The organism is Janibacter indicus (assembly GCF_900176385.1).
Classification (GTDB): Bacteria; Actinomycetota; Actinomycetes; order Actinomycetales; family Dermatophilaceae; genus Janibacter; species Janibacter indicus.
The window spans coordinates 160,309-185,897 of the sequence record NZ_FWXN01000004.1 but is presented as its reverse complement, the minus strand read 5'-3'; the positions used below and the strand labels follow the sequence as shown (position 1 = coordinate 185,897).

25 protein-coding genes are annotated in these 25,589 nt (G+C 70.8%); 11 read left to right on the top strand and 14 right to left on the bottom strand.

The genetic code is table 11. The features are described 5' to 3' along the window. Nucleotide 1 precedes the first annotated feature (1 nt). Nucleotides 2–781, top strand: a complete 780-nt coding sequence (gene deoC / locus B9B60_RS06110) for a deoxyribose-phosphate aldolase (protein ID WP_084450307.1) — start codon at nucleotides 2–4, stop codon at nucleotides 779–781. Here deoC and B9B60_RS06105 read toward each other — a convergent pair. The 11 genes from B9B60_RS06105 to B9B60_RS06055 all read right to left on the bottom strand — a co-directional run bounded on the left by B9B60_RS06105 (nucleotide 775) and on the right by B9B60_RS06055 (nucleotide 12,738). Then, nucleotides 775–1,602 carry a hypothetical protein gene (locus tag B9B60_RS06105; protein WP_185220629.1) on the bottom strand — a complete coding sequence of 276 codons (828 nt, stop codon included), beginning with the start codon at nucleotides 1,600–1,602 and terminating at the stop codon, nucleotides 775–777. The genes deoC and B9B60_RS06105 overlap by 7 nt on opposite strands. Nucleotides 1,603–1,940: 338 nt before the next feature. After that, nucleotides 1,941–3,089 carry an adenosine deaminase gene (locus tag B9B60_RS06100; protein ID WP_084450305.1) on the bottom strand — a complete coding sequence of 383 codons (1,149 nt, stop codon included), beginning with the start codon at nucleotides 3,087–3,089 and terminating at the stop codon, nucleotides 1,941–1,943. After that, nucleotides 3,086–3,445: a cupin domain-containing protein gene (locus B9B60_RS06095; RefSeq protein WP_084450304.1), complete on the bottom strand. Its 360-nt coding sequence runs from the start codon at nucleotides 3,443–3,445 to the stop codon at nucleotides 3,086–3,088. Before B9B60_RS06095 ends, B9B60_RS06100 begins: the two co-directional genes overlap by 4 nt. Nucleotide 3,446: 1 nt before the next feature. Further along, nucleotides 3,447–4,748 (bottom strand): thymidine phosphorylase, encoded by a 1,302-nt coding sequence (locus B9B60_RS06090; protein WP_084450303.1) that lies wholly within the window; start codon nucleotides 4,746–4,748, stop codon nucleotides 3,447–3,449. Next, on the bottom strand, nucleotides 4,745–5,155 hold the full coding sequence (locus B9B60_RS06085; protein ID WP_084450302.1) for a cytidine deaminase: 411 nt from the start codon (nucleotides 5,153–5,155) through the stop codon (nucleotides 4,745–4,747). Before B9B60_RS06085 ends, B9B60_RS06090 begins: the two co-directional genes overlap by 4 nt. 1 nt (nucleotide 5,156) lies before the next feature. Next, the gene (locus B9B60_RS06080) at nucleotides 5,157–6,419 is read right to left on the bottom strand and encodes an ABC transporter permease (protein ID WP_084450301.1); all 1,263 of its coding nucleotides are present in this window, start codon (nucleotides 6,417–6,419) and stop codon (nucleotides 5,157–5,159) included. Next, complete coding sequence (locus B9B60_RS06075) at nucleotides 6,416–7,519, bottom strand: ABC transporter permease (RefSeq protein ID WP_072625236.1); 1,104 nt, start codon at nucleotides 7,517–7,519, stop codon at nucleotides 6,416–6,418. The genes B9B60_RS06080 and B9B60_RS06075 overlap by 4 nt, the downstream gene beginning before the upstream one ends. Further along, the gene (locus B9B60_RS06070) at nucleotides 7,516–9,069 is read right to left on the bottom strand and encodes an ABC transporter ATP-binding protein (RefSeq protein ID WP_084450300.1); all 1,554 of its coding nucleotides are present in this window, start codon (nucleotides 9,067–9,069) and stop codon (nucleotides 7,516–7,518) included. The genes B9B60_RS06075 and B9B60_RS06070 overlap by 4 nt, the downstream gene beginning before the upstream one ends. Nucleotides 9,070–9,186: 117 nt before the next feature. Next, a complete protein-coding gene (locus B9B60_RS06065; RefSeq protein ID WP_084450299.1) occupies nucleotides 9,187–10,218 on the bottom strand; it encodes a BMP family lipoprotein in 1,032 nt (343 codons plus the stop codon). 164 nt (nucleotides 10,219–10,382) lie between these two features. Continuing rightward, nucleotides 10,383–11,579: an amidohydrolase gene (locus tag B9B60_RS06060; protein WP_084450298.1), complete on the bottom strand. Its 1,197-nt coding sequence runs from the start codon at nucleotides 11,577–11,579 to the stop codon at nucleotides 10,383–10,385. A gap of 67 nt (nucleotides 11,580–11,646) precedes the next feature. Next, nucleotides 11,647–12,738, bottom strand: coding sequence for a mannose-1-phosphate guanylyltransferase (locus tag B9B60_RS06055; protein WP_084450297.1), 1,092 nt, complete (start codon nucleotides 12,736–12,738; stop codon nucleotides 11,647–11,649). A 78-nt stretch (nucleotides 12,739–12,816) separates the two neighbouring features. On the opposite strand from B9B60_RS06055, the gene B9B60_RS06050 reads away from it, so the two are divergent. The 9 genes from B9B60_RS06050 to B9B60_RS06010 all read left to right on the top strand — a co-directional run bounded on the left by B9B60_RS06050 (nucleotide 12,817) and on the right by B9B60_RS06010 (nucleotide 22,919). After that, entirely contained in the window at nucleotides 12,817–13,788 is a 972-nt protein-coding gene (locus B9B60_RS06050) for a UDP-glucuronic acid decarboxylase family protein (RefSeq protein ID WP_084450296.1), read from the top strand. 70 nt (nucleotides 13,789–13,858) lie between these two features. Next, on the top strand, nucleotides 13,859–15,010 hold the full coding sequence (locus B9B60_RS06045; RefSeq protein ID WP_327078574.1) for a glycosyltransferase family 4 protein: 1,152 nt from the start codon (nucleotides 13,859–13,861) through the stop codon (nucleotides 15,008–15,010). Between the two features lie 129 nt (nucleotides 15,011–15,139). Then, nucleotides 15,140–16,369 (top strand): class I SAM-dependent methyltransferase, encoded by a 1,230-nt coding sequence (locus tag B9B60_RS06040; protein WP_084450295.1) that lies wholly within the window; start codon nucleotides 15,140–15,142, stop codon nucleotides 16,367–16,369. A 31-nt stretch (nucleotides 16,370–16,400) separates the two neighbouring features. Next, a complete protein-coding gene (locus B9B60_RS06035) occupies nucleotides 16,401–17,237 on the top strand; it encodes a sugar phosphate nucleotidyltransferase (protein WP_084450294.1) in 837 nt (278 codons plus the stop codon). Continuing rightward, nucleotides 17,237–18,475, top strand: coding sequence for a polysaccharide pyruvyl transferase family protein (locus B9B60_RS06030; protein WP_143445460.1), 1,239 nt, complete (start codon nucleotides 17,237–17,239; stop codon nucleotides 18,473–18,475). The genes B9B60_RS06035 and B9B60_RS06030 overlap by 1 nt, the downstream gene beginning before the upstream one ends. Continuing rightward, nucleotides 18,475–19,122 (top strand): PIG-L deacetylase family protein, encoded by a 648-nt coding sequence (locus B9B60_RS06025; protein WP_084450292.1) that lies wholly within the window; start codon nucleotides 18,475–18,477, stop codon nucleotides 19,120–19,122. Before B9B60_RS06030 ends, B9B60_RS06025 begins: the two co-directional genes overlap by 1 nt. After that, nucleotides 19,119–20,459: a glutamate-1-semialdehyde 2,1-aminomutase gene (locus B9B60_RS06020; protein WP_084450291.1), complete on the top strand. Its 1,341-nt coding sequence runs from the start codon at nucleotides 19,119–19,121 to the stop codon at nucleotides 20,457–20,459. Before B9B60_RS06025 ends, B9B60_RS06020 begins: the two co-directional genes overlap by 4 nt. A gap of 121 nt (nucleotides 20,460–20,580) precedes the next feature. Then, entirely contained in the window at nucleotides 20,581–21,603 is a 1,023-nt protein-coding gene (locus tag B9B60_RS06015) for an NAD-dependent epimerase/dehydratase family protein (protein WP_084450290.1), read from the top strand. 5 nt (nucleotides 21,604–21,608) lie between these two features. Continuing rightward, nucleotides 21,609–22,919, top strand: coding sequence for a DUF4910 domain-containing protein (locus B9B60_RS06010; RefSeq protein ID WP_200811165.1), 1,311 nt, complete (start codon nucleotides 21,609–21,611; stop codon nucleotides 22,917–22,919). A gap of 23 nt (nucleotides 22,920–22,942) precedes the next feature. Here B9B60_RS06010 and B9B60_RS06005 read toward each other — a convergent pair whose 3' ends face one another. Beyond that, nucleotides 22,943–23,509, bottom strand: a complete 567-nt coding sequence (locus B9B60_RS06005) for a dTDP-4-dehydrorhamnose 3,5-epimerase family protein (protein ID WP_084450288.1) — start codon at nucleotides 23,507–23,509, stop codon at nucleotides 22,943–22,945. 64 nt (nucleotides 23,510–23,573) lie between these two features. Between B9B60_RS06005 and B9B60_RS06000 the strand changes: the two genes are divergently transcribed. After that, entirely contained in the window at nucleotides 23,574–24,065 is a 492-nt protein-coding gene (locus B9B60_RS06000; protein WP_084450287.1) for a MarR family winged helix-turn-helix transcriptional regulator, read from the top strand. On the opposite strand, the gene B9B60_RS05995 is transcribed toward B9B60_RS06000, so the two are convergent. After that, nucleotides 24,034–24,552 (bottom strand): 2'-5' RNA ligase family protein, encoded by a 519-nt coding sequence (locus tag B9B60_RS05995; protein ID WP_407656458.1) that lies wholly within the window; start codon nucleotides 24,550–24,552, stop codon nucleotides 24,034–24,036. The two genes, B9B60_RS06000 and B9B60_RS05995, sit on opposite strands and share 32 nt — an antisense overlap. A 17-nt stretch (nucleotides 24,553–24,569) precedes the next feature. Next, nucleotides 24,570–25,586 (bottom strand): tryptophan--tRNA ligase, encoded by a 1,017-nt coding sequence (gene trpS, locus B9B60_RS05990; protein WP_084450285.1) that lies wholly within the window; start codon nucleotides 25,584–25,586, stop codon nucleotides 24,570–24,572. Nucleotides 25,587–25,589 lie beyond the last annotated feature (3 nt).

Here is a 25,589-nt window from a genome sequence, read left to right as displayed (position 1 = left end):
CATGACCCGCCGTCCCCCCTTCGCCCCCGGCACGACCCTGACCGTCCAGGACGTCGCCGACCTCATCGACCACGCCCTGCTCAAGCCCGAGCTGACGCCCGACGAGGTGTCCGCCTCGGTCCGCGAGCTCGCCGCCCAGCGCATCTGGAGCGTGTGCGTGCGGCCGAGCGACGTCGCGCTGGCAGCGCAGGCCATCGCCTCCGTCGAGGGCAGCCCGACCCGGGTGTGCACGGTCATCGGCTTCCCCCACGGCACGACGTCGACCGCGGCCAAGGTCGCCGAGTCCCGCCAGGCCCTCGCCGACGGAGCCACCGAGCTCGACATGGTGCTCAACATCGGCCGACTGCGCGGCGGCGACGTCACGGCCGTGCGCGACGACATCGCTGCGGTCGTCGAGGTGGGCCACGAGGCCGGCGTCATCGTCAAGGTGATCTTCGAGACCGCGCTGCTCGACGAGCGGGCCAAGATCGACGCCTGCCGGGCGAGCGCCGACGCGGGGGCCGACTTCACGAAGACCTCCACGGGCTTCGCCGGCGGGGGCACGACCCTGGCCGACGTCGCGCTCATGCGGGCCAACACCCCCGACTCCATGGAGGTCAAGGCCTCCGGCGGCGTCCGCGACATCCCCACCCTCCTGGCGATGCTCGCCGAGGGCGTCACCCGCATCGGCACCTCGAGCACCGCGGCGCTGCTCGCCGAGGCAGAGCAGGTCGGCGCGGCCGGTCTGCTCGTCCCGGAGCCGGGTCAGACCGCCGACGCCGGGCCGAGCGCCACCTACTGAGTCGCCCCTCCCACCGCTCCCTTGCCTTCGGGTGAAGGTAAACGCGCCGAGGACTCGTCGGCGTGTACACCTCCACCCCTGAGCAGTCGGTGTGCCGCGACGACCTGCTCCATGAAGGTGTCCTCGAAGAGCCGCAGGCCGACGGTGTCGATCTGCAGCACCAGGTCCCCGGACAGAGTGCCGGAATTGCGCCTCAGGTTGTCCTCCGACACCGCGAGCCCCCACCGGTGCCCGGCCCCGTCGATCTCGACGACCAGCCCGCAGGCCCACCTCACGTCGAGGTAGATCCGTCCACGGGGTCCCTGTCGGACGACCTGCCGGTCGGGCTCAGGCAGTGCATGGCGACGGCAGATCCGGGCGAAGTCGAGCTCACCGAGTGCCTGGGCACCCAACGCGATGTCGGCCGCGATGGTCTTGATGAACTTGCGTCGGGTCCGCCCCTGCACGCTGGTGGTCGCCGACAGGAGCTGGTCGCCCGTGACGAGCCGCTGCTGGACAGGGAGCACCAGGATCAGGGCCGCCTCGCGGTCGGATCTAGCCCAGTGGGCGGCCCGCACCGCGGCCGGGCCGGGGGTAGCGACGGGCAGGGCGCCCGGGGCCACGGGCCGCGGGGAGGGTCGGCGCACCTTGTGCTGGACCACGCCCTCGACCGCGTGCGGGGTCGCGGTGTGCGGGATCGAGACGTGGATGCCCTCGGTCGTGAACCCCTTGAGCCCGCGGTGGTGCAGGGCGCTGGCCCCGTCGATCACGGCGATGCGCTCACCGACCTCCCACACGGCCCGCCACCGTCGGGCCAGGGGGCTGAGGTCACCGGTGTGCACAGCGATGGTCCACCTGCCGTGTGATCGCCACCGACCGGCTCGCAGCTGACGGCGAACCTCGTTCCGGTCGACCCCCACGGCCCGGAGCAGCCGCCGGCTGACGACTCCGTCGTGATCGGCAGCCGCACGGGTGGCAACCTCGTGCACGGTCCTGGCGCGTTGGATCATCGCCACAGCACAGTCGACAGCCGACGGGCAGCACGGCTCCGCCCTTCGTCTGTGGAGGGTGGGACGCCTCGCCACCGATCTGTGGATGACCAGTGGAGGTCAACACGCCGAGGACTCGTCGGCGTGTTCACCTCCACCGCTCGCGGCGACGCGATCGACCGCGGAGCGAGTCAGCCGGCGGCTGCAGCGGCGGCGTAGGCGGGCTTGATCGTCCCTTCGATGAGCTCCAGACGCTCGTCGAAGGGGAGGAAGGCCGACTTCATCGCATTGGTCGTCACCCAGCGCAGGTCGTCGAGGTCCCAGCCCGCCTCGGTGACCAGGGCGTGCATCTCGCGGGTCATCGACGTGTCGGACATCAGCCGGTTGTCGGTGTTGAGCGTGATCCGGTAGCGCAGCTTGGCCAGCAGGGTGATCGGGTGCGCCGCGATCGACGGCGCCGCCCCGGTCTGGACATTGCTGTGCGGGCACATCTCGAGCGGCACCCGGGTGTCACGGACGAAGGCGGCCAGACGCCCGAGCCGCAGCTGCGAGGGGTCCTCGCGCGCTGCTTCGTTGGCCGCCAGGGGGTCGTCGGTCACCGTCGCGCCGCGGAAGCCGATGTCGTCGACGATGCGCACGCCGTGCCCGAGACGGTCGGCGCCGCACCACTGCAGCGCCTCCCAGATGCTCGGGAGACCGAAGGCTTCCCCAGCGTGGATCGTGAAGTGCGCATTCTCGCGGCGTAGGTACTCGAAGGCGTCGAGGTGCCGGCTCGGCGGGTACCCGGCCTCGGCGCCCGCGATGTCGAAGCCCGCGACACCCCGGTCGCGGTAGCGCACGGCCAGCTCGGCGATCTCCCGCGACTTCGCGGCGTGCCGCATGGCGGTGAGCAGCGACCGGACGACGATCGGGCGCCCCTCGGCGGCGGCCAGCTCCTCCCCTTCGCGGAAGCCGGCGTCGACCTCCTCGACGACCTGCTCGAGGCTCAGCCCACCCGCCAGGTGCTGCTCGGGGGCGTAGCGGGACTCGGCGTAGACGACGCCGTCGCGGGCCAGGTCGAGCACCGATTCACGGGCCACGCGCCGCAGTGCCGACGCGGTCTGCATGACGCCGACGGTGTGCGCGAAGGTCTCGAGGTAGCGCTCCAGCGACCCGGAGTCCGCGGACTCGCGGAACCACCGGGCCAGCCCCTCGGCGGTCCGGTCGGCACCGCTCACCGGCAGCTCGTGACCGACCTCGTCGGCGATCTCCAGGACCGTGGCCGGCCGCAGACCCCCGTCGAGGTGGTCGTGCAGCACGACCTTGGGCAGGGCCCGGATCGCGGCCTCGTCGAGGCTCATGCCTCATCCTCGCGGTGCACGGTGTCCGGGGCGAAGGCGGGGGCGCAGATCGCGACGTACTCGGCACCGGCGTCGCCGGTCGAGTAGCGCACCCGCTCCCCCGCCCGCGTGACGATGCTCTGCCCGGCGTGCACCTCGGTGGTGCCGGCGTCGTGCTCGACGAGGACCGTCCCCGCGACGACGAGCGTGACCTCGTCGAAGTCCGGCCGCTGGGCCGGCTCGGACCACCCGGCCGGGGCCTTCATGTGGGCCACCGACATCGCGGTGCTGCCGGTGGCGACCCGGCCGACGTGCTCGGCGATGACCTTGCCGCCCGGGACGTCGATGATCGAGGGCTCGGCGTTGAGCTCGGGCACGTCAGGCCTCCCGGGCGGTGATCCGGTCGAGCACGACCTCGCGCTGTGCCGGCGCCGCGTCGCTGATCCGCCACGCGCCCGCCAGAGACTCCTGCGCCCGCGCGAAGCGCTCCGGGGTGTCGGTGTGCAGCGTCATCAGCGGCTGGCCCGCGCTCACCCGCTCACCCGGGCGGACGTGCAGCTCGACGCCGGCGCCGGCCTGCACCGGGTCCTCCTTGCGGGCCCGCCCGGCACCCAGGCGCCAGGCGGCGACACCCACGGCGAGTGCGTCGACGTGCTCGAGGTGACCGTCGGCGTCGGCGGTGATCGTCTCGGTCTCGGCAGCGGTCGGCAGGTCGGCATCGGGGTCGCCACCCTGCGCCGAGATCATCCGGCGCCACACGTCCATCGCCCGCCCGTCGGACAGCGCGGCGCGCAGCTCGTCGGCACCGACCTCCTGGCCCGCGGCGCGGGTCATCTCGTCGGCCAGGGCCACGGTGAGGTCGACGACGTCCTGCGGCCCGCCGCCGGAGAGGACCTCGACGGACTCGCGCACCTCGAGGGCGTTGCCGGCGGTCAGACCGAGCGGCACGGACATGTCGGTGATGAGCGCGACGGTGTTGACCCCCGCGTCGGTGCCGAGGTCGACCATCGTGCGCGCGAGCTCGCTCGCGTCCTCGCGGGTCTTCATGAAGGCCCCCGAGCCGACCTTGACGTCGAGCACGAGCGCCCCGGTGCCCTCGGCGATCTTCTTGCTCATGATCGAGCTGGCGATCAGCGGGATCGCCTCGACGGTGCCGGTGACGTCGCGCAGGGCGTAGAGCTTCTTGTCGGCGGGGGCCAGCCCGGCACCCGCGGCGCAGATGACCGCGCCGACGTCCTCGAGCTGGGCGAGCATCGCGTCGTTGGTCAGGTCGGCCTGCCAGCCGGGGATCGACTCGAGCTTGTCGAGGGTGCCGCCGGTGTGGCCGAGACCGCGGCCCGACAGCTGCGGCACCGCGACGTCGAAGACCGCGACGAGGGGCGCGAGCGGCAGGGTGATCTTGTCGCCGACCCCACCGGTCGAGTGCTTGTCGGAGGTCGGCCGGCTCAGGCCGGAGAAGTCCATCCGCTCGCCGCTGGCGATCATCGCCGCGGTCCACCGGGCGATCTCGGGACGGGTCATGCCGTTGAGCAGGATCGCCATCGCGAGCGAGGACATCTGCTCGTCGGCGACGACCCCTCGGGTGTAGGCGTCGATGACCCAGTCGATCTGCTCGGGCGTCAGCTCCCCGCGGTCCCGCTTGGTCCGGATGATGTCGACGGCGTCGTGCTGCTCGGTCACGGTGCTCCCTTCGTCAGGTCATCGGCACCGAAGGCCTGGGGCAGGATCTCGGCGAGGCCCCGCTCGCCCTCCGGCGTCTGGATGCGGCACTGCGGCCCGCCGTGCTCCCACAGCAGCTGGCGACAGCGGCCGCAGGGCATGAGCGTCTCACCTCGCGCATCGACGCACCACACGGCGACGAGCCGGCCGCCCCCGGTGCGCACGAGGTCGCTGATCAGCCCGCACTCGGCGCACAGGCCGACGGCGTACGACGCATTTTCGACATTGCACCCGCTCAGCAGGCGCCCGTCGTCGGCGTAGCCGGCCACGCCCACGGGGAAGTTGGAGTAGGGCGCGTAGGCCCGCTCCATCGCCTCGACCGCGGCCTCGCGCAGTCGCTGCCAGTCCGTCGCGGCGGGGCCGGCCACGTCAGTGGCCCTCTCCGCGGCGGTAGACCTTGCCGTTGGCCGCCGGCATGCGCAGGCGTTGGCTGGCGAAGGCGAGGACGAGCAGGGTCGTCAGGTGCGGCGCAAACCGGGTGACGTCGCCGGGGACGGTCTCGGTGATCACGAACATCACGCCGACGGCGACACCGATGGCGACGGCGATGGTGCCCTGGACGTAGCGCTGGCGGCGCAGGACCTGCCACAGGCCGAGACCGACGAGCAGCACCGCGATGAGCAGGAGCAGCGCGTGGATCGCGTCGCCGCCACCGCGCAGCTGCAGGGCGTCCATGAAGCCGAAGAGTCCAGAACCCATGAGCACCCCGCCGGGGCGCCAGTTGCCGAAGATCATCGCCGCGAGACCGATGTAGCCGCGGCCGTCGGTCTGGCTCTCGCGGTAGGCGTTGGACGCGACCATGGCGAGGAAGCCGCCGCCGAGACCGGCGAGTGCACCGGAGGCCGTCACCGCGACGTACTTGTAGAGGTAGACGTTGACGCCGAGGGTCTCGGCGGCGACCGGCGACTCACCGCACGAGCGGACCCGCAGGCCGAAGGGGGTGCGCCACAGCAGCCACCACGTGCCGACGATGAGCAGCAGGGCGATGACGGTGAGGATCGACAGGTTGGTCGTGGCGGCCCGCAGCAGCGCGGCGAGCTCGGAGACGAAGAACCAGCCCTTGTCCTCGACGGACTTCAGCGGGTCGGAGATGCCGGGGATGCCCACCCGCGGGAGCGAAGGGAGTGGCGGCGACTGCACGTCGCTGCCGCCCTCGAGCTCGCCGAAGAAGCGGGCGGCGAGGTAGCTCGCGACGCCCAAGGCGACGATGTTGAGCGCGACACCGGAGACGATGTGGTCGACGCCGAAGGTCACGGTCGCCAGGGCGTGGACGAGCCCGCCGACCGCGCCGCAGACCATGGCACCGACGATGCCCATCCACGGGCCGCCGTGGATCGCGCCGAAGGCGGCCCCCCACGTACCGAGGATCATCATGCCCTCGAGGCCGATGTTGATGACCCCGGCCCGCTCGGACCACAGGCCACCGAGACCCGCGAGGGCGAGGGGCATGGCGAGCGCCAGGGTGGCACCGAGGGTGCCGGAGGAGGAGATGTCGCTGATCCCCGTGACCAGACGGATCGCGGAGAGCGCGACGAGGACGCCGGCGAGGGCGAGCGGCCAGGCCCAGAAGGGGATGCGGCGGGCAGTCGTGGACGGAGCGATCTCGGTCTCGGTGCCGACACTCAGGCTCATGCCGTGGCTCCTTCCGTGGTGACGCCGGCATCGAGCTGGCGGGTGACCTGCTTCTGCTCGAAGCGCCGCTCGAATCGGGCGACGACCTCGTAGGCGATGACGACGGCCAGCAGGATGACGCCCTGGATGATGTAGACGAGCGCCGGGGAGACGCCGGCCTGCAGCTGCAGGCCGTCGCTCGCCTTTTCCAGCCACGACCACAGGAGCGCGGCGAAGGCGATGCCGACCGGGTGGTTGCGACCCAGCAGGGCGATGCCGATGCCGATGAAGCCGACGCCCTCCTGGAAGTTCAGCCCGTAGCTGTGGTCGGCCCCGAAGAAGGCCGGCATGCTGATGAGGCCGGCGACGGCGCCGGAGGCGATCATCGCGATGAGCACCATGCGCGGCACCTTGACACCGCTCGCGACGGCGGCCGACTCGGACTCACCCGTGGCGCGCACGTCGAAGCCGAACCGGGTGCGGTTGATGACGAACCAGTAGGCGATGCCGATCGCGATCGCGAGCACGAGCAGCGTGTAGACCCGGTTGGGTGCGTCGGCGAAGACCGCGAAGCCCTCGAGCTGGCTCGACTCGGGGATCTCCTGCGTGTTGCGGGTGTTGCTCCCCTCGGCGCGCTGGCCCCAGGTCCGCAGCCCCCAGCCGACGAGTCCGGCGGAGATCGTGTTGAGCATGATGGTCGAGATGACCTCGGAGACTCCGCGGCGGACCTTGAGCCAGCCGGCGATGCCTGCCCAGAAGCCACCGACGAGCATCGCGACGAGCATCGCGAGCACGATGTTGAGCACCCCGGGCAGCCAGCCCTGACCGGCGATGAGCGCCGCGGCGAAGGCGGCGATCCGGTACTGACCGTCGACGCCGATGTTGAAGAGCTTCATCTTGAAGCCGACGGCGACGGCGACGGCCGCGATGTAGTACGTGATCCCGCTGTTGATGATGTTGACCATCGTGCGCGGGCGCGGCTCGGACAGGAGCGTCGACCACACCTTGCCGACGGGGTCACCGACGAGCACGAGGACGAGCGAGGTCACGACGAAGGCGACGACGATGGCGAGCGCGGGGGCGGCCAGCGTCAGCAGGAGGCGACGGAGGCTGAGCTTCATGAGGCGTCCTTCCCGGCGCCGGTCATGGCGCTGCCGAGCTCCTGGCTCGTGACCTTGTCGGGGTCGAACTCCCCGGTGATGCGTCCGCGCAGGATGACCTTGATCGTGTCGGAGAGGCCGATGAGCTCCTCGAGGTCGGCGCTGATGAGCAGCACCGCCAGGCCCTCGCGACGGGCCTCCCGGATGAGGTCCCAGATCGCGGCCTGGGCTCCGACGTCGACGCCACGGGTCGGGTGCGAGGCGATGAGCACCTTGGGTGCATGGCTCATCTCGCGCCCGATGATGAGCTTTTGCTGGTTGCCGCCGGACAGCGAGCCGACGGTGACGTGGATGCCGGGTGTGCGCACGTCGTACTCGGCGACGATCCGCTCGGTGTCCGCGCGCGCGTCCGACGGGGTGAGGATCCCGCGGCGGGAGGCAGGGGCCTGGGTCTGGTGACCGAGCATCCGGTTTTCCCACAGCGGGGCGTCGAGCAGCAGGCCCTGACGGTGGCGGTCCTCGGGGATGTAGCCGACGCCTGCCTCGCGGATGCGGCGCACGTCCCAGTCGGAGATGTCGGTGCCCTCGAGCTCGATGCTGCCGCTGACCGGCTCGCGCATGCCCATGAGCACCTCGACGAGCTCGGCCTGGCCGTTGCCCTCGACGCCCGCGATGCCGACGACCTCGCCGGCGTGGATGTCGAGCGTGACGTCCTCGAGGGCGTTGCGCCCGGCGCCGGCGAGGGTGATGTCCCGGACGGAGAGCACGACGCGGTCGGTGACCGTCGACTCCTCGGTCTCCGGGGTGGGCAGCTCGGACCCGACCATGAGCTCAGCGAGCTGGCGGGCCGTGACGTCCTGGGGCAGGACGGTGTCGACGGTGGTGCCGCGGCGGATGACGGTGACCCGGTCGGCGACGGACAGCACCTCGTCGAGCTTGTGCGAGATGAAGAGCACCGTGATGCCCTCGCGCTTGAGCTCGCGCAGGTTGTCGAAGAGCTCGTCGACCTCCTGCGGCACGAGCACCGCGGTGGGCTCGTCGAGGATGATCGTGCGCGCACCCCGGTAGAGCACCTTGAGGATCTCGACGCGCTGCCGGGCTCCGACGCCGAGGTCGGCGACGAGCTCGCGGGGGTCGATCCCGAGGCCGTACTCGTCGGAGATCCGGGTGATCTCGGCGCGGGCCGCGGCACCGATGCCGTGCGGCTTTTCGGCGCCGAGCACGACGTTTTCGGCGACGGTGAGGTTGTCGGCGAGCATGAAGTGCTGGAAGACCATGCCGATGCCGTGCTTGATCGCGTCGGCCGGGCTGTGCAGGGTGACGGGCTCGCCACCGACGGAGATGGTCCCCTCGTCCGGCCGCTGGACCCCGTAGAGAATCTTCATCAGCGTCGACTTGCCGGCACCGTTCTCACCGACGATCGCGTGGACCGTGCCCCGCTCGACGCCGAAGGAGATGTCCCGGTTGGCGACGACGCCCGGGAAGCGCTTGGTGATGCCCTCGACCGCGACCGCGAGGTCACCGGTGGGTGGGCTCGAGGCCGAAGGGGGGTCTGGGACGGTCGTGCTCATGGTGCCTCCGTGGGACGTCCGCGGGTTGGTGCCGCAGGCGAAGGGTAGCGATCCCGGACGGGCCGGGGCCCGGTCGCACGCAGTGCGTGCGAACGGGCCCCGGGGTGCCGGTCGGCGTCACTTGGACGGGACGGTGATCTTCCCGTCGACGATCTGCTGCTTGTAGTCGTCGAGCTCCTTGGTGATGTCGTCGATCTTGCCGCCGGTGGTGGCGTACGAGACACCGCCGTCCTTGAGGTCGAACTCCTGGAGGCCGGTGAGCGGCTCACCCTCGGTCGAGGCCTTGATGTAGTCGAAGACCGCGACGTCCACGTTCTTGACCATCGAGGTGATGATGACGTCCTGGACGTCCTTCTCCGCGGTCTTGGCCTGGTCGGAGTCGACGCCGATGGCCATCTTCTTGTTGGCCTTGGCGGCCTCGAAGAGGCCCGATCCGGAGCCGCCGGCCGCGTGGTAGATGACGTCGGCGCCCTTGTCATACATGCCCTCGGCGGCGGTCTTGCCCTTCGCCGGGTCAGCGAAGCCCGAGCCGTCCTCGGCCAGGTACTTGGTCTGGATGTCGATCTTGGGGTCGACGGCCTGGGCGCCGGCCTTGAAGCCCGCCTCGAACTTGTTGATCAGGGGCACGTCGGTGCCACCGATGAAGCCGACCTTGCCGCTCTTGGACTTCAGCGCCGCGGCCGCGCCGACGAGGAAGGAACCCTCGTGCTCGGCGAAGACGAGCTGGGCGACGTTGTCGCCCTCGGAGTCGGCCGAGGCGTCGTCGATGATCGCGAAGGAGACGTCCGGGTTGTCCTTGGCCGCCCCGCCGATCGCCTTGGCGTAGATGTAGCCGACACCGATGATGTTGGTGCAGTCGGCGTCGACGAGCTGGTTGAGGCGGTCCTCGCGGGCAGCGTCGTTCTCGCCCTGGCTGGCCTCGACCTCCTCGATCTCGACGCCGAGCTCCTCCTTGGCCTGGTCCAGGCCCTTGGCGGCCGAGTCGTTGAAGGACTGGTCGCCGCGGCCACCCACGTCGTACGCGAGGCAGGCCTTGACGTCGCTGCCCTCCCCGGACGTGGCGTCACCACCCGAGTCGCTGCTGCCGCAGGCGGTCAGGGCCAGGGCGGCGACGGACATGATCGATGCGGCCTTCACGGTGTGACGCAAGGCGCTCTCCTTCTCGAGCAGGGGTACGAGTGACGCACGAGCGCCATCGCGGGATGCTACGTCGCGGCAGCCCCCACGTCAGGAGTCCGTGTGATCGGTGGGACCAACTGTTATGAGACCGCGACCGAAGGGGGAAAACCCTCACCCGGGTGCAAGGTTGCGGGTCAGGCGTCCTCGACGCGGGTCCACTCCCCCGCCGCGGCCAGGGTGAGCAGCGCGGTGCCGCCCCGCACCGCACCCTCGTCGACGACGAGGTCGCCCTGGTGCAGGTCGAAGGTGCGGCCGCCGTGGGTGCGGGTCCCGAGCCGGGCCATCGCGCCCTCCGCCTCGTGGAGCATCCACGCGAAGTCCTCGCCGCCCAGGCTGTGCGGGGTCGGGACCGGGCGCAGGCCGGCGGCCATCGTCGCCCGGCCGAGCGCGGCGACGGCGGCCGAGTCGTTGACCACCGGGGGGACGCCCCGGACGTGGTCGACGGCCGCGGTGACGCCGTAGGGCCGCACGACGTCGGCGACGACCTCGTGGAGCAGCGGACCGATCTCCTCCCACAGGCCGACGTCGAGCATGCGCAGCGTGGCCTGCGCGACGCCGGTCGAGGGGATGACGTTGATCGCCTCGCCCGCAGAGACGCGTCCCCAGACGACGACGAGCCCGGCGCGGGGGTCGACCCGGCGGCTGAGGACGGCCGGCACGTCGGTGACGACCTTGCCGAGGGCGTAGGTCAGGTCCTCGGTGAGGAAGGGCCGCGAGGTGTGCCCACCGCGCCCCCTCAGGGTGACGGTCACCTGGTCGGCAGCCGCGGTGAGCGGACCCTCGCGCAGGCCGATCTCGCCGACGTCGAGCGAGGGGTCGCAGTGCACCGCGTAGACGGTGTCGACGCCCTGCATCACCCCGGACTGGACGAATTTGAGCGCCCCGCCCGGCATCTGCTCCTCGGCGGGCTGGAAGACGAGTCGCACACCGACGTGACGTGCCGCGAGCTCGTCGGCGACCTCGGCCAGCGCCAGCCCGGCACCGAGCAGCGCCGTGGTGTGCACGTCGTGGCCGCAGGCGTGGCAGACACCGTCGACGGTCGAGCTCCAGTCGAGGCCGGTGCGCTCGCGCACGGGGAGGGCGTCGATGTCGCCGCGCAGGGCGACGCGGCGACGCGGCTCGGCGGCCCCGAGGTCGACGACGAGCCCGGTCTCGCTCACCGAGCGCGGCTCGAGCCCGGCGGCCTCCAGCCGCTCGCGCAGACGCGCGGTCGTGCGGTGCTCCTGGAAGGAGATCTCCGGGTGGCGGTGCAGGTCTCGCCGGAAGTCGATCAGCTCGGGCACCAGCCGGTCGACGACACGCAGCAGCGTCGGGGCGAGGGGAGCAGTCATGGCGGTGCGACTCTACCGACGTCCACGGCCGGGGACGTGGAGGTGCCCACCGGGTGAACGCGCGGCGTCACACCAGGTCGGTGCGCCCGGCAGCCTTGAGGGCCTCGACGACGAGCTTGACGTCCTGGGCGCGCTCGCGGCTGGCGACGAGGAGGGCGTCGTCGGTCTCGACGACGACGACGTCCTCGAGGCCGACGACGGCCACCATCCGGCCCGATCCGGAGACGACGAGCCCGCCGGAGTCGATGGCCTGAACGCGCTCGGGGTCACCGACGACGGTCATGGCTCCGTCGCCGGCCGGCAGCAGGCAGGAGAGCGACTTGAAGTCGCCGACGTCGTCCCAGTCGAAGGTCCCGGGGACGACGGCCACGCGGCCCTCGTCGGCGGCCGGCTCGGCGACGGCGTGGTCGATGGCGATCTTCTCGAGCGTCTCCCACCGGCTCTCGAGCAGGCTCGGGTCGGCAGCGATCTCGCGCAGCCCCGCCGCCAGGTCGGGGTGCCACTCGGCGAGCAGGTCCAGCAGGGTCGTGGCGCGCACGACGAACATGCCGGCGTTCCACCGGAACTCGCCGGTGGCCAGGTAGGAGGCGGCCTTGCGCGCGTCGGGCTTCTCGACGAACTGGCGCACGCGCGCCGCGGTCGGGTGGGCGCGCAACCGCGGGCCCATCTGGATGTAGCCGAAGCCGGTGGACGGGAAGGTCGGCTCGATGCCGATCGTCACGAGCAGGTCGTCGCGCGCGGCGACGGCCACGGCCTCGGTGACCGCCGCGGCGAAGGCCTCCTCGTCGCTGATGACGTGGTCGGCGGCGAAGGAGCCGATGATCGCGTCGGGGTCGCGTCGCTCCAGCACGGCCGCGGCCAGGCCGATCGCCGCCATCGAGTCGCGCGGCGAGGGCTCTGCGAGCAGCAGGTCCTCCGGCAGGTCCGGCACCTGCTCGCGCACCGCGTCGGCGTGCGCGGCGCCGGTGACGACGAGCACCCGCTCGCCGGCCAGCACCCGCAGGCGGTCCACGGTCGCCTGGATGAGCGTGCGGCCGCTGCCGGTCAGGTCGTGCAGGAACTTCGGCGACTCCGCCCGCGAGACCGGCCACAGCCGCGTCCCGGCGCCGCCGGCGGGCACCACGGCCCACAACCGATCAAGATCCCCTGACGTCGTCATGGCGGCACGCTACCCGGTGAGAGGACTCACGCTCACCGCCGCGAGGGCACCGGGCATCGTGGTCGATAGCCTGACGCGATGGACGCCAACGCAGCTCAGACCACGACGACTCCGCGCCGCGTAATGGTGACGGGAGGAGCGGGGTTCATCGGGTCGCACATCACCGAGAGCCTGCTCGACCAGGGGCACGAGGTTCTCGTCGTCGACAACTACTACTCGAGCACGCGCCGCAACCTCGTCCACCTGCTCGACCACCCCAACATCGAGGTCATGCGGCACGACGTGACCTTCCCGCTCTACGTCGAGGTCGACGAGATCTACCACCTCGCCTGCCCGGCGAGCCCGATCTTCTACCAGCGCGACCCGGTCCAGACGACGAAGACGAGCGTGCACGGGTCGATCAACATGCTGGGGCTGGCCAAGCGGACCAGGGCCAAGATCCTGCTGTCCTCGACCTCCGAGGTCTACGGCGACCCACAGGTCCACCCGCAGACCGAGGACTACTGGGGCAACGTCAACCCGATCGGCATCCGCTCCTGCTACGACGAGGGCAAGCGCTGCGCCGAGACCCTCTTCTTCGACTACCGCCGCCAGCACGACCTCGGCATCAAGGTCGCGCGCATCTTCAACACCTACGGCCCGCGCATGCAGCCCGACGACGGCCGCGTGGTGTCCAACTTCATCGTCCAGGCGCTCGCGGGCGAGCCGATCACCATCTACGGCGACGGCAGCCAGACCCGCTCCTTCTGCTACGTCGACGACATGGTCGACGGTCTGAGGGGCCTCATGGCCACACCCCACGAGGTCACCGGGCCGATCAACATCGGCAACCCCGTCGAGTTCACGATGCTCGAGCTGGCCGAGCTCGTCCTGGACATCACCGGCAGCGGCTCACGAATCGAGCACCGCCCGCTGCCCCAGGACGACCCGACCCGGCGGCGTCCCGACATCACCCGCGCCCAGGACACGCTCGGCTGGCAGCCGCGCGCCCATCTGCGCGACGGCCTCGAGCGCACCATCGCCTACTTCGCGGACCAAGTCGTCACCTGATGATCACCGGACACCCCCCTGCACGACACCGAAGGGAGGTGGCGTCACCGTCACATTGGAGACCGTGCGAGTGGCTATTGCGACCGAGTCCTTCCTGCCCAGCCTCAACGGTGTCACGACGAGCGTCTGCCGGGTGGCCGAGAACCTGCGCGAGCAGGGCCACAAGGCGATGATCATCGCTCCCGGCCCGGCCCCGGCGACCTTCGCGGGGCACGTCGTGCGGACCCTTCCGGCGGTCCCGGTCCGCGGGTTCCGCGCCGGCCTGCCGACCCGGGGGGTGCGCCGGGCGCTGCGCGACTTCAGGCCGGACGTGGTCCACGTCGCCTCCCCCTTCCTCGTCGGGGCACGCGGCCTGCACAACGCCGAGACCTTCGACCTGCCGACCGTGGCGATCTACCAGACCGACATGCCCAACTACGTCAAGCAGCACGGCCCCGGGGCTCTCGGGCGCGGGGTGTCCACACTGACGTGGGAGTGGGTGCGCCGACTGCACGAGCGCGCCGACCTGACGCTCGCCCCGAGCCGCCCGACGCTCGAGGAGCTGCGCGAGCACCGGATCCCGCGCACCGACCTGTGGGGTCGCGGTGTCGACACCCGCCTCTTCACGCCGGAGTGGAAGGACGACCCGGAGACCCTGGCCCTCAAGCAGGCGCTCGCACCCAACGGCGAGGTCATCCTCGGCTACGTCGGTCGGCTCGCCCCGGAGAAGGAGCTGCACCGCCTCGCCGAGCTGGCGCAGCTGCTCGGCACGCGCCTGGTCCTCGTCGGCGAGGGCCCGAGCCGCAACGAGCTCGGCGCGCGCCTGGCCGAGGCGGTCGCGGCCAGGCCCGGGCGTCCCAACCTGCCCCCGGCTTTCCTCGGTCCCCGCACGGGCGCCGACCTCGCCCGCGCCTACGCAGCCTTCGACGTCTTCGTCCACACGGGCACCAAGGAGACCTTTGGCCAGACGCTGCAGGAAGCGGCCGCGGCCGGCCTGCCGGTCGTCGCGCCCGCGGTCGGTGGACCGCTCGACCTCGTCGACCACGGCCGCTCCGGGTACCTCTTCGACCCCGAGGTGCGCGGCGACATCACCCGCTGGGTCGCCGAGCTCGTCGACAGCCCCAGCCGCCGCGAGGCGATGGGTGCGGCGGGTCCCGCCATGGTCGCCGAGCGCTCGTGGAGCAGCCTGACGAACCAGCTCGTCGGGCACTACGAGAGCGCCATCGGCAGGCACGCCGCCTGACGCTTCAGGGGCTCCCCGGCACCGGCCTTCGCCCCCGCAGGGCTATGGCGTCCATCGGGTGGGCGCTGGCATAGTTGCCGGTGCAGGCACCGGTGTCGATCCGGTGCCACTGGACAAGAGGACGTGTAGATGGACGCACCACCGTGTCGGCTCTGCTCCGCACCGTTGCGCGACACCTTCGTCGATCTGGGCTCCTCGCCGCCCTGCGAGAGCTTCCTGAGGGCAGACCAGCTGGACCAAGGTGAAATCTTCTACCCGCTCCACGTCCGCATCTGCTCCGAGTGCCTCCTCGTGCAGCTGCCTGCCTACATCCCCGCCGAGGAGATCTTCAGCGACTACGCCTACTTCTCCTCGTACTCCGACTCCTGGGTGCAGCACGCCAAGGACTTCGTCGACGGCGCGATCTCGCGCCTCGGCCTCGACAGCGACGCCTTCGTCGTCGAGGTCGCGAGCAACGATGGCTACCTCCTGCAGCACGTCGTCGCCCGGGGGCTGCGCGCCCTCGGGGTGGAGCCCGCCGCCAACATCGCCGAGGTGGCTCGCGGCAAGGGCATCCCCACCGAGACCACCTTCCTCGGGGAAGAGACGGGGGCGGCGATCGCCGAGGCTCACGGCCGCGCCGACCTGGTCGTCGCCAACAACGTCTTCGCACACGTCCCGGACATCGTCGACTTCGGCAGGGGGCTGCGCCGGCTGGTCGCCGACGACGGTGTCGTGAGCATCGAGATCCCCCACCTCCTTCGCCTGATCAAGGGCAACGAGTACGACACGATCTACCACGAGCACTACTCGTACCTCAGCCTGCTGACCACGCAGCGGGTGCTGGCGGCGGCCGGCCTGACCGTGGTCGACGTCGAGGAGCTCACCACCCACGGCGGCTCGCTACGCACGTGGTCCCGGCCCACGGAGTCGGCGGGAGCGCCCAGCGACGCCGTTGCCCGCGTGCTCGCCGACGAGGAGGCCGCGGGGCTGCACACCCTCGAGGGCCACGACGGGTTCGCCGACTCCGTCGCGATCGTGCGCAACGACCTGCTGGAGTTCCTCGTCGGCTGCTCCCGCGAGGGCCTCACCGTGGCCGGCTACGGGGCGCCGGGCAAGGGCAACACGCTGCTCAACCACTGCGGGATCCGCCGCGACCTGTTGGCCTTCACCGTCGACCGCAACCCCCACAAGCACGGGCTCTTCCTTCCCGGGACGCACATCCCGATCCGCCCGACCGAGGCCCTCGACGAGGAGCGTCCGGACGTCGTGCTCATCATGCCGTGGAACCTGCGCACGGAGATCGCTGCTCAACTGCAGCCGTTGCGCGACCGGGGCACCCGCCTCGTCGTCGCCCTGCCACACCTCGAGGAGCTGTGACGGTCCTTGGCCGTCCGGGAGGGAGCCAACCATGAAGGTCGTCCTCTTCTGCGGTGGTCTCGGCATGCGCATGCGCGCAGACAACCAGTCGCTGCCCAAACCGATGATGCCCATCGGCCCGCGCCCCGTGCTGTGGCACGTGATGCGCTACTACGCGCACTTCGGTCACACGGAGTTCGTCCTCTGCCTGGGGCATGGTGCCGAGGCGGTCAAGGAGTACTTCCTCAACTACCACGAGACCGGCTCCAACGACTTCGTGATGAGGCGGGGCGGTGAGGACATCCGGATGCTCGGCACGGACATCAGCGAGTGGACGATCACCTTCGTCGACACCGGCCTGAGCACCGCGATCGGGGAGCGCCTGCGCCGCGTGCGGCACCACCTCGGCGACGACGAGATCTTCCTGGCCAACTACGGGGACGTCCTCACCGATGCGCCGATGAACCAACTCATCGAGGAGTTCAGACGCACCGGTGCCGTAGGCCAGATGCTCGCCGTCAAGCCGCAGGAGTCCTTCCACGTCATCGACATGGACGAGGACGGCAGGGTCACCGGTCTCACTCCCGTCGCGGAGATGCCCTTCCCCATCAACGGCGGGTACTTCTGCCTGCGCCAGGGAATCTTCGACTACCTGCACGAGGACGAGGACCTCGTCATGGACGCGTGCGTGCGCGCGGCCGCCGACGGACGCATGCGGGCGGTCCGGTACGACGGCTTCTGGGCGCCGATGGACACCCTCAAGGAGCGCACGGCCCTGCAGGAGCAGTACCGCCTCGGCACCAGCCCGTGGGCCGTCTGGCGACAGAGCTCCCCCCGGCCGCCGGTGTCGTCGCCGCTTGCGGTCCCGACGGTCGAGCCGACTCCGTGATGGCTGGTCGTCGACACCAGAAGAGCGTGCTGTTCATCGGGTTTCTGGGGACGGGCAACCTCGGCAACGACATCTCGCTCGCCGTGGTTGCCGAGGCCTTCGCTCGGCTCCACCCGCGGTTGCCGATGGAGATCCTGTCCTTCGGGCCGGCGCAGACCACCACCACGGGGTTGCCGCTTACCTCCCTGTCCTTGTCCCGGACGACGGCCCTGCGCAGGTTCAATCGCACGGCAGATCGTGCCTGGGTCAAGCTGTGCGACCTCGTCGCCATGACGCGGCTGCTGCATCGGACCGGGCACGTCATCGTTCCCGGTTCGGGCACCCTCGAGAGCGGCATCGGCGACGGGGCATGGGGGCTGCCCTGGGCGCTGGCTGCCACGGCGGTCCTGGCTCGGCTCACCGGGACCAAGATGCATCTACTCGCCGTCGGCGCCGACCGCGCGAGCGACCCGCGCACCGCCTACCTCAACCGCGTGACGAGCACGCTGGCGGCGAGCCGCTCCTATCGGGACGAACTCTCACGGCAAGCGGTGGCGGGTCTGGGGGTCGACGTGGCTGATGACCCCGTCGTGTCGGACCTTGCCTTCAGCCGGGCCGACGCGTCCGCCCGCCGAGCACCTCGGGAAGGGCCACGCCGTCGGGTCGGTCTGGGTGTCCAGGCCTGGCCAGGTGACGACAGCGCTGGGCCGACCGGGTCGTCGGCCCAGCGGGACTACACCGAGGCGATCGGTCGGATCGCCGCGGGCCTGCTCGACGACGGGTTCGAGGTGACGCTCCTGATCGGAGATCGGGTGGACTCCACGACCTTCGAGCACGTTCGGCGGTCGGTGTCCGAGCACGGTCATGATCCGGAGTCCGTTCGCTCCCAGGCGTCTGCGACCTTCGACGACCTCGTCGAGGTCATGGCCGCGCAGGACGTCGTCGTCGCCAGCCGATTCCACAACCTCATCGGTGCCGCCGTGGCCGCGCGACCGATCATCGCGCTGGCCTACGGGCCCAAGCACCATGAGCTCATGGCCGGGCTGGGGTTGTCGTCATGGACCCACGACGTCTCAGCCATTGACGTCGAGGAAGTGATCAGTCAGGTCAACCACGCCGTGGTGTCGGCGGTGAGGACGGGCGAGCAGGTCAATCGAGAATCCCTTCGCCGTGGCGCACTCGTGGACGCACACCTTGACGACTTCATCGCCTCGGTGGTCGGGCCCCCACACTCCATCGAACTGTCCGGACCCCACTGATGATGACCTTCAGACCTGCCCCGGGAGGCCTGTCGGTCCTGTGCCTAGGGGCACACCCCGACGACATCGAGATCGGCTGTGGCGGCCTGCTGCTCACCCTCGCTCACCGTCCAGTGACCACCGTCTCCGCAGTCGTGCTCTCCGGCACCCCGGAGCGGCGTGCCGAGGCCGAGGCAGCTCTCCCGTCCTTCGTCCCCGGCGCGAGTGTCCAGGTGCTTGACCTCCCGGACGGGCGAATGCCCGGTCGGTGGGAGGACGTCAAGCTGGCCCTCCAGGAGCTTGCCTCCGTGCACTCCCCCGACCTGATCCTTGCTCCTCGGGTCGACGACGCCCACCAGGACCACCGGCTCCTCGGACAGCTCGCCGCCACGTCCTGGCGTAGTGCCGTCGTACTGCACTACGAGATCCCGAAGTGGGACGCCGACCTGACCCCTCCGACCCACTACGTCCCCCTCTCCGAGGAGCAGGCGCGCCGCAAGGTCGCCTTGCTGCACCGGGGGTACCCGAGCCAGCACGGCCGGGACTGGTGGGACGAGGAGCTCTTCCTCGGCGTGATGCGCCTGCGGGGAGTGGAGTGCCGTTCGCGCTACGCGGAGGCATTCCACAGCCACAAGGTCCTGCTCGACCTGGGCCCGGACGAATCATGACCAGCTTCAGCCTTTCGAATGCCGCCCAGAAGCGGCTGCACGAGCTCGTTCCCGGTGGCGCCCACACCTATGCCCGTGGCTGCGACCAGTACCCGGAGGGGATGGCACCGGTGATCCGCCGTGGCAGCGGCGCCAGGGTCGAGGACCTCGACGGCAACATCTTCGTCGAGTACGGGATGGGCCTGCGATCGGTCACCCTGGGGCACGGCCACCCCGCGGTGGTGGAAGCAGTGACCCGGGCGGTCGCGGACGGCACGAGCTTCAGCCGACCGCATCACCTCGAGCTGGCCGCAGCAGAGGACTTCCTGACGCGGGTCTCCGGAGCCGAAATGGTCAAGTTCACCAAGAACGGCTCCGACGCCACGACGGCCGCGGTGAAGCTCTCCCGTGCCGCCACCGGCCGGCCGCTCGTCGCCGTCTGCGCGTCCCAACCCTTCTTCTCGACAGCGGACTGGTTCATCGGGACGACGCCGATGAAGGCCGGGATCCCGGCGGCCGACACCAGCACGACGGTCTCCTTCCGCTACAACGACCTCGACTCCGTCCGAGAGCTGCTCGACGCACACCCGGGGCGCATCGCGTGCTTCATCCTCGAAGCGGCCACTGCTCTCGCCGAGCCTGCTCCGGGATTCCTCGAGGGGCTGCGCACGCTGGCCGACGAGCAGGGCGTCGTGCTCGTCCTTGACGAGATGATCACGGGCATGCGTTGGTCCGGCGGTGGCGCACAGTCGGTGTATGGGATCACCCCCGACCTGTCGACGTGGGGCAAGGCCCTGGGCAACGGCCTAGCCGTCTCGGCCCTCGCGGGCAAGCGGGCACTGCTCGACCGAGGCGGCCTCAACACGGACGACTCCCGGGTCTTCCTGCTGTCGACGACGCACGGCCCCGAAGCCACGGGCCTCGCCGCGTACCTGGCCGTCTCACGCGTCTACCGCGAGGAGGACATCGTCGGGGTCATGGAACGTCAGGGAGCTCGGCTGGCCGCCGAGGTCAACCTGGCCGCCCGCGAGGCTGGCCTGCACGAGCACGTCTCGGTGATCGGCCGTCCCTCCTGCGCCGTCTTCACGACCAAGGACCACCTGGGCGCCCCGTCGCAGGCCTTCCGCACACTCTTCCTCCAGGAGCTCCTGCAGCGGGGAGTCCTGGCCCAGTCCTTCGTCATCTCAGCCGCCCACACCGACGCAGACGTCGACCTCACGGTCGCGGCCGTGAGCGAGGCGCTGCCGGTGTACGCCCGGGCGATCGAGCAGGGGGGTGTCGCTGGCCTGCTCAGGGGACGCCCGGTGGCGCCGGCGCTGCGCGAGTTCGCAGCGCCACGACGGCTCGGCCGCGGGTGAGCTCCGGGAAGCTAGCCGGGCGCTCCTCCACCTGCAGCAGGCTCTACTCCGAGAGTCTGCTGTGTGAGACGATCGCGGAGCCGGTCGACTCCTGATCCGGCCCTGCGCGAAGGGGACTTGAATGCGCGTACTCGTCAACGGCGACCGTGGATACATCGGAGCCGTCCTGGTACCCATCCTCCAAGCAGCTGGCCACGAGGTCGTGGGCCTCGACGCCGGTTGGTACGACGGGTGCGACTTCGGCCCCCAGCCGGGTGGATACACCTCTTTGACGGGTGACGTGCGGGACATCGTCGCCGCCGACCTCGAGGGCTTTGACGCCGTCGTCCACCTCGCCGCGATCTCCAACGACCCCATCGGCCACCTGAACCCCGACGCCACCTACGCTGTCAACGCCGATGCCGTCGGGCACATCGGGGCTGCGGCCAAGGCGGCAGGGACCGAACGATTCCTCTTCTCCTCCTCCTGTTCGCTCTACGGGGCCGGTGGCAGCGCGCTCAAGGCGGAGGACAGCGCGTTCAACCCCGTGACGCCCTACGGCGAGAGCAAGGTGCGCGCCGAGGCCCTCCTCGGCCGGCTGGCGGACGACGACTTCAGCCCGACATATCTGCGCAACGCGACGGCCTACGGCTCCTCGCCTCGACTGCGCGCCGACATCGTCGTCAACAACCTCACCGGTACGGCGCTCACCCGGGGCGAGGTCCGGCTCCAGAGCGACGGGAGCCCGTGGCGGCCCCTCGTGCACGTCCGCGACATCTCGATGGCCTTCCTCGCCGCGCTCGAGGCGCCCCGCGAGGACGTCCACGACGAGGCCTTCAACATCGGCCGCGACGAAGACGTCGTCCAGATCCGCGATATCGCGACCTCCGTCGCCGAGCTCACCGGCCGCCCGGTGACCTTCGCGGACGGCGCCGGCCCCGACGCCCGCGACTACCGTGTCGACTTCCGCAAGCTCGGCGACCGGCTGCCCGCGTTCACCCCGGAGTGGACCATCACCCGGGGCATCGCCGAACTGGCCGAGGACATGGGGCGCATCGGCCTGACCACCGAGGACTTCGAGGGCCCGCGCTACGTCCGCCTCCGGCGGATCGAGGAGCTGACCCGGTCCGGACGGCTCGACGCCCTGCTGCACGTCCGAGGGTGAGCCCGGTGGACGAGACCGACCGATCCGAAAATCTGGGGGGCCTCCTCCTCGACCGCGTCCGCCGCCTGCGACCGCACCTGCGCAGCCTGACGGGAGACGGGGTCAGGGCCACCCTCGACGTCATCGCCGACGAGCTGCCCATCGAGCGGCACTCCGTCCCCTCCGGCAGCCGAGCCTGCGACTGGGTGGTCCCCGACGAGTGGAATGTTGCAGCGGCACACGTCACTCACGTCGACGGGCGACGCGTCGTCGACCTGGCCGACCACGACCTGCACCTCGTCGGCTACAGCGTCCCCGTCCGCGAGCGCATGGACCTCGCGGCGCTGCGCCCGCACCTGCACACCCTGCCCGAGCACCCTGACTGGATCCCCTACCGCACGACCTACTACCACCGGGACTGGGGCTTCTGCCTCACCCAGCGTGTGCTCGACTCCCTGGACGAGGGACCCTACGACGTCGTGGTCGACAGTCGGCTCGAGACCGGCGAGCTCGTCTGGGGCGAGCTGGTCGTGCCCGGCGAGAGCGAGGACGAGGTCCTCGTGAGCAGCCACCTTTGCCACCCGTCGATGGCCAACGACAACCTCAGCGGGCTCGCCGTCGCAGTCGAGCTCGCTCGCCAGGTCCGTGCCCTCCCCTCGCGGCGCCTCACCTACCGCTTCGTCTTCGCCCCCGGGACCATCGGCTCCCTCGTCTGGCTAGAGCACCGCGCCGACGTGCTGCCCCGGGTCCGGCACGGGCTCGTCCTCACCGGCGTGGGTGGCCCAGGCCCCCTCGTGTACAAGCGCAGCCGTCACGGCGACCGCTCGATCGACCGCGCAGCAGCGCACGTCGTCGCACGACGCCGTGGCGAGATCCGCGACTACACCCCTTGGGGATATGACGAACGGCAGTACAACTCCCTGGGATTCGACCTGCCGGTCGGCCGACTGACCCGCACCCCGCACGGCGAGTACCCGGAATACCACACCTCGGCCGACGACCTCGACCTGCTGTCAGGCGATCACCTCGAGGAGGCCGTGCAGGCCCTCCTCGAGATCGTCGAGGTGATCGAGCACGACGGCCTGCACCGCAACCTCCTGCCGCGCGGCGAGCCCCAGCTTGGCCGACGCGGCCTCTACCCGACGACGGGCGGCCAAACCGCCGACGACGCCGTCATGGCGATGCTATGGGTCCTCGCCCTGGCCGACGGGCGGACCTCGCTGCTCGAGATCGCCGAGCGGGCCGACACCGACTTCGGCGTCGTCCGAGCGGCCGCGCGTCGGCTGCTGGACGCCGGGGTCCTCGAGGCCCTCACGTCGGACGCCGCCGAGGGTTGAGGGGGGCACCCAGCAGAAGCTGGTCAGCGCAGCTCAGGGGCGATCATCGCCAGACGTTCGCCCAGCTGGTCTATGGGCGGCGCGCCCAGATCCCGATCCGAGGCCAGGGTCACCGGTAACGGCCACGGGATGTCCAGCTGCGGGTCCCGGAAGGAGATCGTGAGGTCCTCCGCGGGGTCGTGCTGACGGTCGATCCGGTAACTGATGTCCGCCGGCCCGGTGAGCGCCTGGAAGCCGTGGGCGCACCCAGCCGGTATGTACACGGAGCGCGGGGTCTCGTCGTCGAGCTCGAAGGGGAGCCACCGCAGGTACGTGGGCGAGCCGGGCCGCAGGTCGACCACCACGTCGAAGATCGCCCCCCGAGAGCACCGCACGAGCTTGGACTCCCCCGCTCCGACGCGGACGTGCAACCCACGCACCACGCCCGATGCGGACCTGGAGACGGAGTCCTGGACGAAGCCGTGCGGGTCGATGCCCGCCGAGGCGACCACGGCGGCGTCGAAGGTCCGTGAGAAGAAGCCGCGATCGTCCCGGTGCGGGGTCGGCGTGAGGACGAGGACCCCCCGGATCGACGTGTGCGTGACGTCCATGCACCGAGTATGCCGTGCCTGACCCCGGTTGCTTGTCCCGACAAGCACGGGACAGAATGACCGGATGGAACCGCGCTGGCTCACCGACGACGAGCTGACGGCGTGGCTTCGCCTCATCGCCCTGGCGGAGCTGCTGCCATCGCGTCTGGACGCTCAGCTGCGGCGTGACTCGGCCCTGACGCACTTCGAGTACCAGGTGCTCGCGATGCTCTCCGAGGCACCCGAGCGCACGCTGCGCATGTCGTGGCTGGCCCAGCGGACCCAGGCCACCCTCCCCCGCCTGTCGCACGTCGCGCGGCGTCTCGAGGAGCGCGGGCTGCTCGTCCGGCGACCCAGCCAGACCGACGCGCGGGCCACCGACGCCACGCTCACCGACGCGGGCTGGGAGACGATCGTCGCGGCCGCCCCAGGTCACGTGTCGCTCGTGCGCGAGGAGGTCCTCGACGCACTCACCCCGGAGCAGGTCGGCCAGCTGTCCGACATCTGCTCGGCCGTCCTCGACCGGCTCGACCCGGAGGGGCACCTCACGATGAAGGCTGCAGAGGCTCCCCACTGAGCGCGAAGTCGGTCATGGGGCGCCACACGCCGTCGTCACCGTGCTCGTAGAGGTGGAAGTCGGTCACCTCGAAGGTCGCGTCGAAGGTCGCGAGCGCCCCAAAGGCCTCGTCGAGCTGGGCATCGCTTACCTGGTGGGCGATCGTGACGTGCGGGTGGTAGGGGAACTCGAGTTCGCGCACGACGGGCCCGCGCCGCACGGCCTGCTCGAGCCGCTCGCACATCGGGATCCCCCGGGCCACCTGGACGAAGACCACGGGGCTCACCGGGCGAAAGGTTCCGGTGCCCCGCAGCTGCATCGTGAAGGGGCCGTGCGCCGAGGCGACGGACCCGAGGTGGTGGGTGAAGGCCGCAAGCTCGCGGTCGGGGACCTCGGTCGGCGGCATGAGCGTGACGTGGGGCGGAATCGCCCGGGCCATCGGGTCGCCGACGTCCTCGCGCTGCTGCTGCAGCTGCGACCCCCAGGGCTCGGGGATCGCGATGGACACGCCGTGGACCGCCACGATCAGGCCTTGGGGGCGAGCAGCCCGACGCGCTCGTAGACGCGGTCACGGGTCGCGGAGGCGACCTCGGCGGCCCGGGCGGCGCCCTTGGCGAGGATGTTGTCGAGCTCGGCCGGGTCCGACATGAGCTCGTCCATGCGGCGCTGGTAGGGCTCGATCGCGGTGACGACGACGTCGGCGACCTCCTGCTTGAGGTCGCCGTAGCCGCGGTCGGCGAAGTGCGTCTCGAGGTCGGCGATCGACGTGCCGGACAGGGCCGAGTGGATCGACAGCAGGTTGGACACGCCGGGCTTGGCGTCGACGTCGTAGCGGATCTCGCCGTCGGTGTCGGTGACGGCGGAGCGGATCTTCTTGGCGATGCGCTTGGGCTCGTCGAGCAGCGAGATCAGGCCCTTGTCCGTCGACGAGGACTTGCTCATCTTGGCCGTCGGCTCCTGCAGGTCCATGATCCGCGCCGACTCCTTGAGGATGTGCGGCTCGGGGACGACGAGGGTGTCGCCGAAGCGGGCGTTGAAGCGCTCGGCGAGGTCGCGGGTGATCTCGAGGTGCTGGCGCTGGTCGTCGCCGACCGGCACCCGGGCCGCGTCGTAGATCAGGATGTCGGCGGCCATGAGGATCGGGTAGGTGAAGAGGCCGACGTTGGCGTTGTGCCCCTTGGCCGTCTTGTCCTTGAACTGCGTCATCCGGCTCGCCTCGCCGAAGGCGGTCTGGCAGGACAGCACCCACATCAGCTCGGTGTGCTCGCGCACGTGGCTCTGGCAGAAGATTGCCGAGCGCTCGGGGTCGACGCCGCCGGCGATGTACTGGGCGGCGGTGACGCGGCTGCGACGGGTGACGTCGGCCGGGTCGGTCGGCACGGTGAGCGCGTGCAGGTCGGCGACGAAGTAGTAGGCGTCGAAGTCCTCCTGCAGACCGACCCAGTTGACGAGCGCCCCGAGGTAGTTGCCGAGGTGGAGGGAGTCGCTCGTGGGCTGCATCCCGGAGAGGATGCGGGGCCGGTCAGTTGCAGGACTGGTCATGCG

What these genes read in the sequence shown, in the direction of transcription:
- deoC (WP_084450307.1), top strand. Translation starts at nt 2, where the DNA reads ATGACCCGCCGTCCCCCCTTCGCCCCCGGCACGACCCTGACCGTCCAG.
- B9B60_RS06000 (WP_084450287.1), top strand. Translation starts at nt 23,574, where the DNA reads ATGGAACCGCGCTGGCTCACCGACGACGAGCTGACGGCGTGGCTTCGC.
- B9B60_RS06005 (WP_084450288.1), bottom strand. Translation starts at nt 23,509, where the DNA reads ATGGACGTCACGCACACGTCGATCCGGGGGGTCCTCGTCCTCACGCCG.
- B9B60_RS06075 (WP_072625236.1), bottom strand. Translation starts at nt 7,519, where the DNA reads ATGAAGCTCAGCCTCCGTCGCCTCCTGCTGACGCTGGCCGCCCCCGCG.
- B9B60_RS06100 (WP_084450305.1), bottom strand. Translation starts at nt 3,089, where the DNA reads ATGAGCCTCGACGAGGCCGCGATCCGGGCCCTGCCCAAGGTCGTGCTG.
- B9B60_RS06070 (WP_084450300.1), bottom strand. Translation starts at nt 9,069, where the DNA reads ATGAGCACGACCGTCCCAGACCCCCCTTCGGCCTCGAGCCCACCCACC.
- B9B60_RS06030 (WP_143445460.1), top strand. Translation starts at nt 17,237, where the DNA reads ATGGCTGGTCGTCGACACCAGAAGAGCGTGCTGTTCATCGGGTTTCTG.
- B9B60_RS06025 (WP_084450292.1), top strand. Translation starts at nt 18,475, where the DNA reads ATGATGACCTTCAGACCTGCCCCGGGAGGCCTGTCGGTCCTGTGCCTA.
- B9B60_RS06060 (WP_084450298.1), bottom strand. Translation starts at nt 11,579, where the DNA reads ATGACTGCTCCCCTCGCCCCGACGCTGCTGCGTGTCGTCGACCGGCTG.
- B9B60_RS06035 (WP_084450294.1), top strand. Translation starts at nt 16,401, where the DNA reads ATGAAGGTCGTCCTCTTCTGCGGTGGTCTCGGCATGCGCATGCGCGCA.
- B9B60_RS06080 (WP_084450301.1), bottom strand. Translation starts at nt 6,419, where the DNA reads ATGAGCCTGAGTGTCGGCACCGAGACCGAGATCGCTCCGTCCACGACT.
- trpS (WP_084450285.1), bottom strand. Translation starts at nt 25,586, where the DNA reads ATGACCAGTCCTGCAACTGACCGGCCCCGCATCCTCTCCGGGATGCAG.
- B9B60_RS06015 (WP_084450290.1), top strand. Translation starts at nt 20,581, where the DNA reads ATGCGCGTACTCGTCAACGGCGACCGTGGATACATCGGAGCCGTCCTG.
- B9B60_RS06055 (WP_084450297.1), bottom strand. Translation starts at nt 12,738, where the DNA reads ATGACGACGTCAGGGGATCTTGATCGGTTGTGGGCCGTGGTGCCCGCC.
- B9B60_RS06050 (WP_084450296.1), top strand. Translation starts at nt 12,817, where the DNA reads ATGGACGCCAACGCAGCTCAGACCACGACGACTCCGCGCCGCGTAATG.
- B9B60_RS06020 (WP_084450291.1), top strand. Translation starts at nt 19,119, where the DNA reads ATGACCAGCTTCAGCCTTTCGAATGCCGCCCAGAAGCGGCTGCACGAG.
- B9B60_RS06040 (WP_084450295.1), top strand. Translation starts at nt 15,140, where the DNA reads ATGGACGCACCACCGTGTCGGCTCTGCTCCGCACCGTTGCGCGACACC.